This window comes from Microbulbifer sp. MCCC 1A16149 (genome assembly GCF_050368945.1).
Classification (GTDB): Bacteria; Pseudomonadota; Gammaproteobacteria; order Pseudomonadales; family Cellvibrionaceae; genus Microbulbifer.
Window position 1 is genome coordinate 321,243 of record NZ_CP185959.1, and the last position, 12,793, is coordinate 334,035.

A 12,793-nucleotide genomic window follows, 5' to 3' on the forward strand; every position below is an offset into this window, starting at 1 on the left:
ATGAATATGACGACCGTGACGAAAGGTTTATCCAGATTCGTCCTGCGCACGTCCGTGGCGCTGCCCCTGGTACTTGCCCCGGCGGTAAGTGTCACTGTGCTGGAAGCCGCGGGTGTGTCCGCGTCTTTTGCCCGGTCTGAAGCGGCCGAGCAGAAGACTCGCAAAACGCCATCCATGCGCGAGAGTGCCTTCAAATATCTGGGTAGAGCGCAGGAAGCTGCGGATGCCCAGAATTGGCAGGAAGCGCTTGCCGCGCTGCGGGAAATGGAAGCTGGGAAGAGCAAGCTGAACGGTTACGAAACCGCGCAGATGTACTACTTCTACGGCTTCGTTTACTACAGCATGGAGCGCTATCCGCAAGCGATCGACAACTACAAGAAGGTGCTGCAGCAGGGTCAGGAAAACCTGCCAGTGGCACTGGAAGTGGGTACGCTGCTGACTATTGCCCAGCTGTACTTCGTGACCGAGGACTACAAACAGGCACTGACGTACCTGAACAAGTGGTTTGCGGTAGCGGATAACATCAATGCCGACTCCTACGCGTTGCGTGCGCAGGCCTATCACCAGGTAGGTAACAGTGCCAAGGCGATGTCTGACATCAGTACAGCCATCGGCATGTACGAGAAGGAAGGCAAGGTACCCAAGGAAAACTGGCTCCAGCTGCAGCGCTACTTCTACTACGACAAGAACGACTACAAGAATGTAGCCAAGGTTCTTGAGAAGCTGGTGAAGCACTACCCCAAGGGTGAGTACTACAAGCAGCTGGCGGGCATGTACGGCGAGCTGAAGCGTGAAGACGATATGCTTCACATGATGGAAGCCGCGTATGTCGCCGGCGCCCTGCAGAAAGAGAAAGAGCTGTTGAACATGGCTTACCTCTTCATGGGCGCGGAAATGCCGTACAAGGGCGCCAAAGTCATCGACAAGGGCATCAAAGAGAAGAAGATCAAGCGCACCTCGAAAAATCTGGAAACCCTGGCTCAGGCGTACCAGATGGCTCAGGAGCTGCAGAAGTCTATTCCCGAGCTGGAAGATGCAGCGCAGATGTCTGACAAAGGTGATCTCTATTCTCGTCTGGCCGGTATCTACCTCGACCAGGACAAGAATCAGAAAGCACTGGAGATGGGTGCCAAGGCGCTGAAGAAGGGCGATATCAAGCGTCCGGATCAGCTCTATATCGTACTCGGGATGGCTAATGCCAACCTGAAGAAGTACGACGCTTCTCTGAAGTACCTGAAGCAGGCTGCTGATGACAAACGTTCCGAGAAGTTTGCCAAGCAGTGGATTACTTTCGTAGAAGCTGAGCAGGAGCGGGAAAAGCAGCTGGCATTGTAAGCCGCCTGTTTATTCCAATCCCGAAAAGGTCGCACACTGTGCGGCCTTTTTTTTGCGTGAAATTTGCGTGTTTTGGCGCTTGTTTGATCAATAAATGGGAATTATTTGCATGTTCGCCAAAATCGACTAAATACTGAAAGTAGCTGATCAGCTTTTTCCGCCGCGCCACGACCTGTTGTCGCCCGGCGCGACCAATCTACACCTGACAATAAAAAGGAGAGGTGTTTATGGGACAAGCTTATCCGCTCAATTCCAGTCCTCTATTATCCATACCTTCGAAAACCCTTACGCTTGCGCGCAACGGGGCGTTTGCCCTGGGGATCACCGGCTTACTGCTGTTTGGCATGACGCAGTTAATTGCCACCGACTACCGGGCCCCCGTGGAGGAACTGCCGCCCAAGGTGGCAGCGATCCACCTGCCGAAGCTTGTGCCTACCGTGGAACAGGCGCAACCGATTCGGAAGCCGCAGGATCCGCCTCCGGTGATGGAGCCGATGAAGGTGGAGCGGTCGGTGGAGCCGGGGGACATCCCCCTGAGTTTCGAGCCGCCCGCACCAACCCAGCGCAAGTACGATCCCACACTGGTCAGCGCCGAACCACTGCCGATCTACAAGCCGGCGCCGCGTTATCCGCGCCGTGCGCTCGCTCGGGGAATCGAAGGGTATGTGGTGGTGGAATTCACAATCAGCCCCAGCGGCAGTGTGAAAAACCCGCGGGTTGTGGGTGGCTACACTGCAGCGGGCGAACCCACCGAGGTCTTCAATAGTGCGGCGTTAAATGCGGTGGAGCGATTCAAGTATCGCCCAACTATTGTAGAAGGGCAGGCGGTGGAACGGCACAATGTGAGAAACCGGATCACATTCCGACTCGCGGAATAACTGAGGAGTAGTGGTTGGGCCGCAAGCGTTCAATGCGCTTACGGCCCAATTTTATAGTGCAAGTATCAGTCGATTTCCCGCACTGCGCCCTTGTCGGCGCTGGTAGCGAGCAGCGCGTAGGCTTTGAGTGCACGGCTGACTTTACGCGGACGAACCTTTGCGGGTTTCCAGCCATCGGCGCCCTTGCTGTGCATGGCTTCGCGGCGGCGGTGCAGTTCTGCCTCGGGAACGTCCACTTCAATCAGGCGGTTGGGGATGTCGATGCGGATGGGGTCGCCGTCTTGTACCAGGCCGATATTACCGCCGCCGGCGGCTTCCGGAGAGACGTGTCCGATCGACAGCCCGGAGGTGCCACCGGAGAAGCGGCCATCGGTAATCAGCGCGCAGGATTTCCCGAGTCCCTTGGATTTGAGGTAGCTGGTGGGGTAGAGCATCTCCTGCATACCGGGACCACCTTTGGGGCCTTCGTAACGCACGATAACCGCTTCGCCTTCCTTGACCTTGCCGTCAAGAATATTCGCCACTGCGTCTTCCTGGCTCTCGACGATATGTGCCGGGCCTTCGAACTTCCACAGTTCTTCTTCCACCCCGGAGGTCTTCACCACACAGCCGTCCGGTGCGAGGTTGCCGAACAGTACCGCAAGGCCGCCTTCTGAAGAGTAGGCGTGCTCCACGGAGCGGATGCACCCGTGCTCGCGATCACCGTCCAGATTGTTCCAGCGGCAGTCCTGACTGAACGCCTGCTGGGTGGGGATGCCGGCGGGGCCAGCGCGGAAGAATTTATGTACGTCCGGGTTATCGGTGCGGCGGATATCCCACTCTTCCAGGGCTTCCTTGAATGAGCTGCTGTATACCGTGGGCAGGCTTGCATCCAGCAACCCGCCGGCCTCAAGTTCGCCCAGAATTGCCATCACACCGCCGGCGCGGTGCACATCCTCGATATGGTATTTCGGGGTGTTTGGCGCCACCTTGCAAAGCTGCGGAATCTTGCGTGACAGGCGGTCGATATCCGCGAGGGTGAAGTCGACTTCACCTTCCTGGGCTGCGGCCAGCAGGTGCAGGATGGTATTGGTAGAGCCGCCCATGGCGATATCCAGCGCCATGGCGTTGGAGAAGGCCGCGCGATTGGCGATATTGCGCGGCAGGGCAGAATCGTCATCCTCGTCGTAATAGCGTTTTGCCAGGGCCACGATCTCACGACCGGCGCGCAGGAACAGTGCTTCGCGATCGGCATGGGTGGCGAGCATAGTGCCGTTGCCCGGCAGCGAGAGTCCGAGGGCCTCGGTCAGGCAGTTCATGGAGTTGGCGGTAAACATACCGGAGCAGGAGCCGCAGGTTGGACAGGCGGAGCGTTCGTACTCGGCAACCTGTTCATCGGAGGCGTCGTCTGTGGCAGCGATCACCATCGCATCCACGAGGTCCAGCTTGTGCTCGGAGAGCTTGGTTTTACCGGCTTCCATGGGGCCGCCGGAAACGAAGATCACCGGGATATTGAGGCGCAGGGCGGCCATCAACATTCCGGGGGTGATCTTGTCGCAGTTGGAGATGCACACCAGAGCATCGGCGCAGTGCGCGTTCACCATGTATTCCACGGAATCGGCGATGATCTCGCGGCTGGGCAGGCTGTAGAGCATGCCGTCGTGGCCCATGGCGATACCGTCGTCCACGGCGATGGTGTTGAATTCCTTGGCCACACCGCCGGCTTTTTCAATTTCCCGCGCGACCAGCTGGCCCATGTCCTTCAGGTGCACATGGCCGGGGACAAACTGGGTGAAAGAGTTGGCCACGGCAATGATCGGCTTGTGGAAATCATCATCCTTCATGCCAGTGGCGCGCCACAGGGCGCGGGCGCCGGCCATATTGCGGCCGGCGGTAGAGGTGCGGGAACGGTACTGAGGCATAGCGTTACTTAATGTGCTTGTTCAAAAATGAAACCGGGTGTTTTGACTCTCGCAGAGAGACAAACCATATTCGGGGTTCTGCCGGTCTGGCTGGTGGGACGAGGGTACGCCCGAGAGCCCGACAGATTAGCAAAATAGAAGGAATATTGCGCGACTACTGAAAAGTGCGGTGATGGACGCAAGCACTGTCCGCATTACGCCGCCAGCTCCGCAAGCCTATTGCGTTTGAAGCTGCTTGCGTAAAACGCGGGAATTGCGCTGGATGTTGTACAGGGATTTGCGGCTGGACGGCAGCTCGGATACGTCGACCTGGGAGAAGCCACGCTCGATAAACCAGTGCTCGGTCTGGGTGGTCAGCACGTAGATTTCCGCCAGATCCAGAGCCCGCGCCTGCCGTTCGAGATGCTGCATGAGCTTGGCACCGCGGCCGCCGCCGCGAAACTCCGGGTGAATTGCCACGCAGGCGACCTCTGCGGCGATGGTATCCCCCTGGTCATCGAGAATCGGATAAAGTGCCGCACACGCCACCGGTGTCCCGTCCACCTCTACCAGAGTGAAGTGGTCTATTTCCGCTTCCAGCTTTTCTCGCGAGCGCCGCACCAGCACCCCCTGTTTTTCTAGCGGGCGGATCAGTCCGAGAATACCGCCCACATCCTGGATGCGCGCACGGCGGATGACCTCGTAGCTGTCGCGATAAATCATGGTGCCCGCGCCCTCGCGGCTGAACAGTTCCTGCAGCAGGGCGCCATTGTCGGCGTAGCTCAGCAGGTGCACCCGCTGTGTGCCGGCATTACATGCGTTGATCGCATGGTTCAGGGTTTCACTCTCGACGGACTCCGCAACGTCCTCCGCCTGATGGATACTCAGGTCGTAAACGGGCCCGCCGTCCACTTCCAGCTGCGGCAGGTCACGGTACAGAATCAGCTTTTCTGCACGCAACGCTTTGGCCGCCTCGGCGGCCAGATCGAGATAGTTCAGATTGAACAGTTCACCGGTCAGCGAGGTTCCCAATGGCGAGAGCAGTACCAGGGCACCTTCTTCCAGGGCGCGATTGATGCCACTGGTATCCATGCGCCGCACCCGACCGGTCCAGTGCATATCCGTACCGTCGATGATGCCTTCCGGGCGCGCGGTGACATAATTGCCGGAAAGCATCTTGAGCGCGGAGTTGGCCATGGGAGAATCCGGCAGCCCCTGGGAAAAGGCAGCCTCGATTTCAAACCGCAGGCGGCCCACCGCGCCCTTGATCACCTCGAGGGTTTCGCGGTCGGTAATGCGGGTGTTGCCGTGGAAGCGGTTCTGGATACCCGCGCTTTGCAGGGCCCGGTTTACCTGTGCGCGCGCGCCGTGCACCAGCACAAGACGCACACCGAGGCTGATCAGCAGGGCCAGGTCGTGTACCAGGTTGCGAAAATTCTCGTGCTCCAAACCCTCTCCGGGAATCGCGACCACCAGGGTTCGCCCGCGCAGATCGTTGATATACGGCGCGGCGTTACGGAACCAGTTGAGGTTGGTGGTTTCTGTGTTCACGATCTTTTCAGTTCAGCACGTAAATTGGTGGTTTGCACAATATACCGTATTTTCTGCGGCCATAATGCGTGGAGTTTTGATCTGAGCTTGTAGCGGTACCGCTACCGGGGCGGCCTTGCGAGACACGCCGTGAACCCATCCCTGGGGGCTCTTCGAAAAAGTCCCTTTTTTCGAAGGTCTCGCAAGGCCGCCCCGCTATCGATACCTTCTCGTCGAGTCTTAAGACCGTCACAGGCAAAAACGTCCGATCAGCCCGCGCAGGATTTCCACCATCGGGTCGATCCGTTCCAACCCAAGATATTCGTCCGGCTGATGCGCCTGATCGATATCGCCGGGGCCGAGTACGATGGTCTGCATGCCCAGCTTCTGCAGGAATGGCGCTTCGGTGGCGAAGGCGACGCTCTCGGCCCCGTGCCCGGTAAGTTTTTCCGCAGCCTTGACCAGCTCCGATTGCGCCGGCTCTTCAAATGCTTCCACACCACCGATCAGTGAATCCATTTCCAGGCTGATCTTTTCACCACCGATGGTGTTTTTCAGGCGCTGATGTAATTCACTGCGCAAATCGTCCATCGGCATCCCCGGTAGTGGGCGCAGGTCGAACTGTAATTCCGTGTGGCCGCAGATACGGTTGGGATTATCACCGCCGTGGATGCAGCCGAGATTGAGGGTGGGTACCTGCACCGCGAAACCCGGGTTCTGGTAGCGCTGTTGCCACTCACCGCGCAGTTTCAGGATTTCGCTCATGGCGCTGTGCATGGCTTCGAGTGCGCTGGCTCCGTAGGCGGGGTTGGAGGAGTGCCCGGCCTGGCCGGTAATGCGCAGGCGCTCCATCATCATGCCCTTGTGCATACGGATGGGCTTGAGTCCGGTGGGCTCGCCTATCACCGCGTAGCGCGCTTTGGGCATGCCCGCTTTTACCAGCGCGCGGGCCCCGGACATGGAGGTTTCCTCATCGGCGGTGGCGAGGATGATCAGCGGCTGCTGCAGCGGTTTGTTGGCAAAACTTTTTGCCGCCTCGATGGCCAGCGGGAAAAAGCCTTTCATATCGGTACTGCCGAGGCCGTACAAACGGTTGTCCCGCTCGCTGAGCTTGAACGGGTCCGACTGCCAGCGATTGTCATCGTAGGGCACGGTATCGGTGTGCCCGGCCAGAACCAGGCCGCCGTCGCCACTGCCCAGGGTGGCGATCAGGTTGGCTTTGTGGGGCTGGTCCTCGATGGGCAGTATCTGCACCGCAAAGCCGAGGGTTTCCAGCCAGACGGCGAGCAGGTCAATGACACCGCGGTTACCCATATCCAGTTTCGGGTTGGTGGCGCTGACGCTGGGGCTGGCGACCAGTTGTTGCAGCTGGCTCTGCAGGGAGGGCAGCGTGCGGGTGCTCATGATGACAATCCTTGTATCGTTAGGAGGTTTTGGGCCGGTGTTTACTGCGCCATTCGCTCAGGGTAACTGCCGCGGCGATTAGAATACCGCCACAAAGCAGGCGCAACAGGTCGGCATCGTGATTCCATATCAGCAGGTTGACCAGCAGTCCCGCCGGTATCAGTGCATTGTTCATTGTTGCGAGGGTGGCTGGTGAAACCTGGGTCGCCCCCTTGTTCCATAGAAAATAGCCCAGTCCCGAAGCGACCGCGCCCAGCCAGAGTAACACGCCCCATTGCACCGGGCTGCCCGGGTACTGGGGTTTCCCCAGAATTATCCAGGCGAGCGTCGCTACCGCGCTGGCACCGATAAAAAACCAGCCGAATGACTGGCGCGGGGCAAGAGATTCCCCCTGGGTGCGGGCAGATTGCATAAACTGCCTGTAGGCCACCTGACCGGTGGCAAAGCAGAGATTGGCGCCCTGAACCACAAAGAAGCCCCGCCAGTAATCGTCGCTCAGTTCGCCCCAGCGAATTATCGCGGCCCCGGCCACTGCGATTGCTGCCATGGAAAGGTTCCACAGGGAGTTTCGCAGTGAGAAACGCCGCGCCATCAGGTCGTAGATCAGGGCAATGTAAACCGGGGTAAAAATGGTAAACAGCAGTACTTCGGGTACGCTCAGTAACAGAAAAGACTGGTAGTAAAACAGGTACATCAGCCCGAGCTGCACCACTCCTATGGCCATGAGTGTCAGGGCCGTCCGCGGCGGTGTACGCCAGTTCAGGAACGGCAGAAATACCAGGGTGGCCAGCAGTACGCGGGTCAGCACAGAGAAATAGCTGTCCACCTGGCCCGCCAGGTAGACGCCAATCAGGCTGAAGGAAAAAGCCCACAGCAGGGTGACAAGTAGCAGCAGAATCATGAGGACGGAATAGCTCAGTGAGTTTAAGGATGGATTACAAATCCCTGACGGCGCTGGCGCAACTGTGTACGCGACTGGAAAAAGTGCGCGCATTCAGTTTCAACGCCAGTAATGGCCCGGGGTCGCAGACCAACTGGCGCGGCCACGGCAGGGGCGAAGTGGAGGTCGCACGCAGCGGAGCCCACATCCTGTTTGCCGAGCAGGCCCGGTTTACCGATGGCGACGGCAACAAGATCGAGTTGCAGAACCGCTACCGCTGGACCCGCTGTCTCGACTTTGTGCGGCTCGAACACCTGCGGCGAGAGGAGCCGGTGCTGCTTTTCAATCTGGTTCCGGTGACCGAGCAGGGCTTTCGCCATCAATCGCCCCACCTGTGCGGTGATGATACCTATACCGCCGAACTGTTGCTGCACGATGATGAAATCGAATTGATCTGGCAGATTCACGGGCCGCGCAAGAATGAGCGGCTGCACTATCACTATTGGTAAGAGGCACTACTAATTAAGAGGCGCTGCGGGTAAACGCCAAGCCTGGTGAAAGGTACTGCTGGTAAGATACACGGCAGGCCAAATCCAGGAGAAAAACGACCATGCCGAGCAAACGCCATCTGTTGAAAGCCGCCGCATTACTGGCTGTCGCACCCGCGCTGCCACTGCGCGCGGCCACAAGCCCAAACACCGATAAGAAAGCCGAATCCCTGCTCGCGGACGTAAAGCCGATCAGTGTGTCCGAGCGCAAGGCCCGGGTGGCGCGGGCGCAGGAGCTGATGGCAATAAACGACATCGATGCAATGGTACTCGAGCCCGGTGCGGCCATGCTGTATTTCACCGGTATCCGCTGGTGGCGTTCGGAGCGACTGACCTGTGTAATTATCCCGCGCCGCGGTGAGCTGGCGGTTGTAACCCCATTTTTTGAAGAGCCCTCGGTACGCGAGTCGATGACTTTCGGCGAAGATGTGCGCACCTGGCACGAGCACGAGAGTCCGTTTGCGCGGGTAGCCGGTGTACTCAAGGATCGCGGTATCAAGTCTGGCGCAATCGCGCTGGAAGCATCGGTGCGCTGGTTTGTCGCCGACGGTATCCGCGACGCGCTTCCCGGATTCAAACTGGTCAGCGCAGATCCAGTCACCCGCGGCTGCCGGATGATCAAAAGTCCCGCCGAGCTGGCGCTGATGAAGAAGGCCAATGAAATTACCCTGGCGGCCTATGGCAGGGTCTACAAAGGCTTGCGCCCGGGGATGACTCCCGATGACGTCAACCAGATGATGCGTGAGGCACAGAGCGCGCTGGGTGGGCAGGGGGTGTGGACCATGGCGCTGTTCGGCGAAGCCAGCGCCTATCCCCACGGCAGTGAGCAGCCGCAACAGATCCGCGAGGGGCAGATTGTGCTGATGGACTGCGGTTGCAGTGTGGAGGGCTATCAGTCGGATATTTCCCGCACTTTTGTCTACGGTGAGCCCAGCAAGAAACAACAGAAGATCTGGGACCTGGTGCGCGAAGGGCAGAACGTTGCGCTTGATGCGGCCAGAATCGGTGTAACGGCGGGTTCCGTGGACGATGCGGTGCGCGCGTTCTATCTGAAAAACGGCTTTGGACCGGATTACCGGCTGCCTGGGCTTTCCCACCGCACCGGGCACGGTATCGGTATGGAGGGGCATGAGCCGGTGAATTTTGTGCGCGGCGAAAAAACCAAGCTTGCACCGGGCATGTGTTTCTCTAATGAACCGGGGCTGTACCTTCCCGGTGAATTCGGTGTGCGTATCGAAGACTGTCTGTACATGACCGAGGATGGCCCCGCCTGGTTCACCAAGCCGCCGGTGAGCCTCGCCAGTCCTCTCGGAACACTGGGGTAAGCGACGGGCCTTCGGCCCGTCCAGTAATCTTTGATGGGGTGCGAGGCTAGTTACAGGCTGATCTGCCCGCGCAGGTAGGTTTTGGCTCTGCCGCACATGATTACCCTGTCGCCCTGCAGGGTGCAGTCCAGCTCGCCGCCGCGGGCGGAAATCTGTTTGGCTTTCAGGCGGGTTTTGTCGAGCTTTTCTGCCCACATCGGCACCAGACGGGTATGCGCGGAGCCGGTTACCGGGTCCTCGTCGATACCGATGGCAGGGGCGAAAAAGCGGCTGACGAAATCACAGTCGAAGCCCTCTCCCGGCGCGGTGCAGATCAGTCCCTTGTAGGGGAGGGCTGCTACGGCACGCATATCCGGTGCCAGCTCAGCCACTTCTGCGGCACTGGCAAATTCCACCAGCAACTGATCGTCCGATCCGGCAACTTCCAGTGCGCGCAGCGGTTGTGCACCCAGGGCGCGGGCATATTCATCCGTGAGCGCAATTTCCGAATTTGTCTGTGCCGGGAAGTCCAGCGCGAGCAGGTCGCCATCCCGGCGCACAATCAGTTCGCCGCTGCGGGTGAAAAAATGAATCTCGTCATCGGTGACCCCGAGCTCTGTCCACAGCAGGTGGGCGGTGACCAGGGTCGCGTGGCCGCACAGGGGGACTTCTTCACCGGGGGTAAACCAGCGCAGTTCAAAGCCGTTGCCGGCGGCTACGGTAAAAGCGGTTTCCGCCAGGTTGTTCTCCGCGGCAATCTGCTGCATCAGGTGATCGTCCAGCCAGCGGGTGAGTGGCACGTAGGCGGCGGGGTTACCTTGGAACAGCTCGGAGGTGAAAGCGTCGGCCTGATAGATGGGCAGTTGCATGGGAGTTTCCTTCTCTCATTGCCAGTGTAAAAAACAGAAACAAAAAAGGGAGAGCCGATTGGCTCTCCCTTTTTATCAAGTGCCGCGGGTAATTGCCATTACCCGTCCAGTACTTATCCGTCTCTTCTTACCAGCCAAAGACACCTTTGAAGAAGAAGAAGAACAGGATCGCCAGGCCGGCGCCCGCCGGCAGGGTAACGATCCAGGAGGCGGCGATGGTGGTGATCATGCGCAGGTTGAGTGCGCCAATACCCCGCGCCAGGCCAACCCCCAGTACCGCACCCACCAGAGTGTGGGTGGTGGAAATGGGCAGGCCGGTGCCGGAAGCGAGCACCACGGTGGAGGCAGCGCCCAGCTCGGCAGCAAAGCCGCGGCTAGGGGTCAGCTCGGTGATTTTGCGACCGATGGTTGCCATTACCTTGAAGCCGTAAGTGGCGAGGCCGACCACAATACCGGCACCTCCCAGCAGCAGGATCCACGGTGGCATTACCGCCTTGGCGGTTACCGCGCCCTGCTGCACGGTGTTCACTACCGCGGCCAGCGGGCCCACCGCATTGGCCACGTCGTTGGAGCCGTGAGCAAACGCCATGGCACAGGCGGTGAAGATCATCAGAATGGCGAACACTTTCTCCACGTTGGCGAAGCGATTGTCTTTTTCCACGGCGGGATCGCGCTTGATACGCTTGAGCAGCACAATGCCGATGCCCATCACGACCAGACCCATGACGCCGGCAATCAGTGCATCCTGCCAGAAAGACAGGGAAATGCCCGCGTCTTTGAATACGTGCTTGAGGCCTTTGGTGAGGGTCACCATGGAAATCATCCAGCCCACTGCAAACATGTATACCGGGATATAGCGCTTGGCGTTGGTGAAGGGGTCTTCAGTGTTCAGGATCAGTCGCTGCACACTTCGGAACAACAGGAACGATATGGTGCCGGCCAGTACCGGCGACACCACCCAGCTGGCGACGATGCTCGCCACCTTGCCCCAGGCGACGGCGTCCACGGAGATACCCACGGCGGAGAAGCCGACAATGGCGCCCACAATAGAGTGGGTAGTGGAAACCGGCCAGCCGAGGATACTGGCAATCATCAGCCAGGTACCCGCCGCCAGCAGCGCCGACAGCATGCCGTACACCAGCAGTTCCGGTGTGTCGTTAAACAGGTCCGGGGCGATGATGCCCTTGCGGATGGTCGAGGTCACTTCGCCGCCCGCGAGGTAGGCACCGGCGAACTCGAAGATCATGGCGATCACGATCGCCTGCTTGATGGTCAGTGCGCGCGAGCCCACCGAGGTACCCATGGCGTTGGCGACATCGTTGGCACCGACACCCCAGGCCATGAAAAATCCGAATACACAGGCCAGGATCAGGAAGATATGGCCGTATTGAGCGATGATATCCACGTTTTCTCTCTCCCGGTTAGCGTGCCAGCAACAGCTGCAATCGGTTGCCCACGCCGTGGGCCTCATCTGCGAGGTCACCGACCCACTCGATTACCCGGTAGAGGAAAATCACGTCTACCGGCGGCAGGTCTTTTTCTAATTTGAACAGACTGGCGCGCACTTCCACTTCGAGTTTGTCGGACTTGCGCTCCAGCTCGTCGAGCTCTTCGGTCATACGGCGCGTGATATCCACTTCGCGACCGGAAAAGCCGGATTCCAGCAGTTCGTCCAGTTCATTGATGGCTTTCAAGGCCTGGGCAGAAGCGGCTACCGCGCTCTCGACGAAGGTGCCCATCATGCTGTGCATGGATGCGGGGACTTCCATCTGACGGCCGATGGCGAGGCCGGCAATATCCTGGGCCTTGTTGGCGACCTTGTCCTGAACGTGCAGCAGTTCCAGCAGGTCGGTACGGGATACCGGCATAAACAGGCTGTCCGGCAGGTGCAGGCGCAGGTCTTTCTTGATGTCATCGGCGCGGTTCTCGCTGGCGGAGATGCGCTGCTGAACGGTTTTGGCAGTGCTGAAGTCACCTTTCATAAGGGCTTCAAAGAAGGGCACCAGATCCGCTGACGCCTCGTGGGCAGTCGCCATGTGCTCCTTGATCGGCTTGATCGGCGAGCGGCCGAACAGGTTGGCGATATTGGACAGGGGCATGGTCTGTTCCTTTTTCCGGTCCTGACAGTTGGTTGAAAAGCCACCGGGGCGGCCGATTTGGGCGGC

At 59.2% G+C, this 12,793-nt stretch carries 11 protein-coding genes; 4 read left to right on the top strand and 7 right to left on the bottom strand.

Translation table 11 applies throughout. The features are described 5' to 3' along the window. Window positions 1-1,335, top strand: coding sequence for a tetratricopeptide repeat protein (locus tag ACONT6_RS01370; protein WP_428820101.1), 1,335 nt, complete (start codon window positions 1-3; stop codon window positions 1,333-1,335). A 227-nt stretch (window positions 1,336-1,562) separates the two neighbouring features. Further along, window positions 1,563-2,213 (top strand): TonB family protein, encoded by a 651-nt coding sequence (locus ACONT6_RS01375; protein WP_428820102.1) that lies wholly within the window; start codon window positions 1,563-1,565, stop codon window positions 2,211-2,213. A gap of 65 nt (window positions 2,214-2,278) precedes the next feature. Here the strand turns inward: ACONT6_RS01375 and ilvD are convergent, their stop codons facing one another. The 4 genes from ilvD to ACONT6_RS01395 form a co-directional block, all read right to left on the bottom strand. After that, the gene (gene ilvD, locus ACONT6_RS01380; protein WP_428820103.1) at window positions 2,279-4,114 is read right to left on the bottom strand and encodes a dihydroxy-acid dehydratase; all 1,836 of its coding nucleotides are present in this window, start codon (window positions 4,112-4,114) and stop codon (window positions 2,279-2,281) included. A gap of 216 nt (window positions 4,115-4,330) precedes the next feature. Beyond that, on the bottom strand, window positions 4,331-5,644 hold the full coding sequence (argA, locus tag ACONT6_RS01385; RefSeq protein ID WP_428820104.1) for an amino-acid N-acetyltransferase: 1,314 nt from the start codon (window positions 5,642-5,644) through the stop codon (window positions 4,331-4,333). Window positions 5,645-5,872: 228 nt separating this feature from the next. Next, window positions 5,873-7,027 (bottom strand): acetylornithine deacetylase, encoded by a 1,155-nt coding sequence (gene argE, locus ACONT6_RS01390; protein ID WP_428820105.1) that lies wholly within the window; start codon window positions 7,025-7,027, stop codon window positions 5,873-5,875. A gap of 19 nt (window positions 7,028-7,046) precedes the next feature. Next, complete coding sequence (locus tag ACONT6_RS01395) at window positions 7,047-7,928, bottom strand: DMT family transporter (RefSeq protein ID WP_428820106.1); 882 nt, start codon at window positions 7,926-7,928, stop codon at window positions 7,047-7,049. Between the two features lie 29 nt (window positions 7,929-7,957). Between ACONT6_RS01395 and ACONT6_RS01400 the strand changes: the two genes are divergently transcribed. After that, the gene (locus tag ACONT6_RS01400; protein WP_428820107.1) at window positions 7,958-8,416 is read left to right on the top strand and encodes a DUF6314 family protein; all 459 of its coding nucleotides are present in this window, start codon (window positions 7,958-7,960) and stop codon (window positions 8,414-8,416) included. A 101-nt stretch (window positions 8,417-8,517) separates the two neighbouring features. Further along, entirely contained in the window at window positions 8,518-9,780 is a 1,263-nt protein-coding gene (locus ACONT6_RS01405; protein WP_428820108.1) for a M24 family metallopeptidase, read from the top strand. A gap of 50 nt (window positions 9,781-9,830) precedes the next feature. Here the strand turns inward: ACONT6_RS01405 and ACONT6_RS01410 are convergent, their stop codons facing one another. From ACONT6_RS01410 to ACONT6_RS01420, 3 genes are all read right to left on the bottom strand, one after another. Further along, a complete protein-coding gene (locus ACONT6_RS01410) occupies window positions 9,831-10,628 on the bottom strand; it encodes a PhzF family phenazine biosynthesis protein (protein ID WP_428820109.1) in 798 nt (265 codons plus the stop codon). Window positions 10,629-10,755: 127 nt separating this feature from the next. Next, window positions 10,756-12,033 (bottom strand): inorganic phosphate transporter, encoded by a 1,278-nt coding sequence (locus ACONT6_RS01415; protein ID WP_428820110.1) that lies wholly within the window; start codon window positions 12,031-12,033, stop codon window positions 10,756-10,758. Window positions 12,034-12,049: 16 nt separating this feature from the next. Next, complete coding sequence (locus ACONT6_RS01420; protein WP_428820111.1) at window positions 12,050-12,727, bottom strand: TIGR00153 family protein; 678 nt, start codon at window positions 12,725-12,727, stop codon at window positions 12,050-12,052. Window positions 12,728-12,793 lie beyond the last annotated feature (66 nt).

Excerpts from the sequence above, each read along its gene's own strand:
- ACONT6_RS01370 (WP_428820101.1), top strand. The coding sequence starts at position 1 with ATGAATATGACGACCGTGACGAAAGGTTTATCCAGATTCGTCCTGCGC.
- ACONT6_RS01375 (WP_428820102.1), top strand. The coding sequence starts at position 1,563 with ATGGGACAAGCTTATCCGCTCAATTCCAGTCCTCTATTATCCATACCT.
- ilvD (WP_428820103.1), bottom strand. The coding sequence starts at position 4,114 with ATGCCTCAGTACCGTTCCCGCACCTCTACCGCCGGCCGCAATATGGCC.
- argE (WP_428820105.1), bottom strand. The coding sequence starts at position 7,027 with ATGAGCACCCGCACGCTGCCCTCCCTGCAGAGCCAGCTGCAACAACTG.
- ACONT6_RS01395 (WP_428820106.1), bottom strand. The coding sequence starts at position 7,928 with ATGATTCTGCTGCTACTTGTCACCCTGCTGTGGGCTTTTTCCTTCAGC.
- ACONT6_RS01400 (WP_428820107.1), top strand. The coding sequence starts at position 7,958 with ATGGATTACAAATCCCTGACGGCGCTGGCGCAACTGTGTACGCGACTG.
- ACONT6_RS01405 (WP_428820108.1), top strand. The coding sequence starts at position 8,518 with ATGCCGAGCAAACGCCATCTGTTGAAAGCCGCCGCATTACTGGCTGTC.
- ACONT6_RS01410 (WP_428820109.1), bottom strand. The coding sequence starts at position 10,628 with ATGCAACTGCCCATCTATCAGGCCGACGCTTTCACCTCCGAGCTGTTC.
- ACONT6_RS01420 (WP_428820111.1), bottom strand. The coding sequence starts at position 12,727 with ATGCCCCTGTCCAATATCGCCAACCTGTTCGGCCGCTCGCCGATCAAG.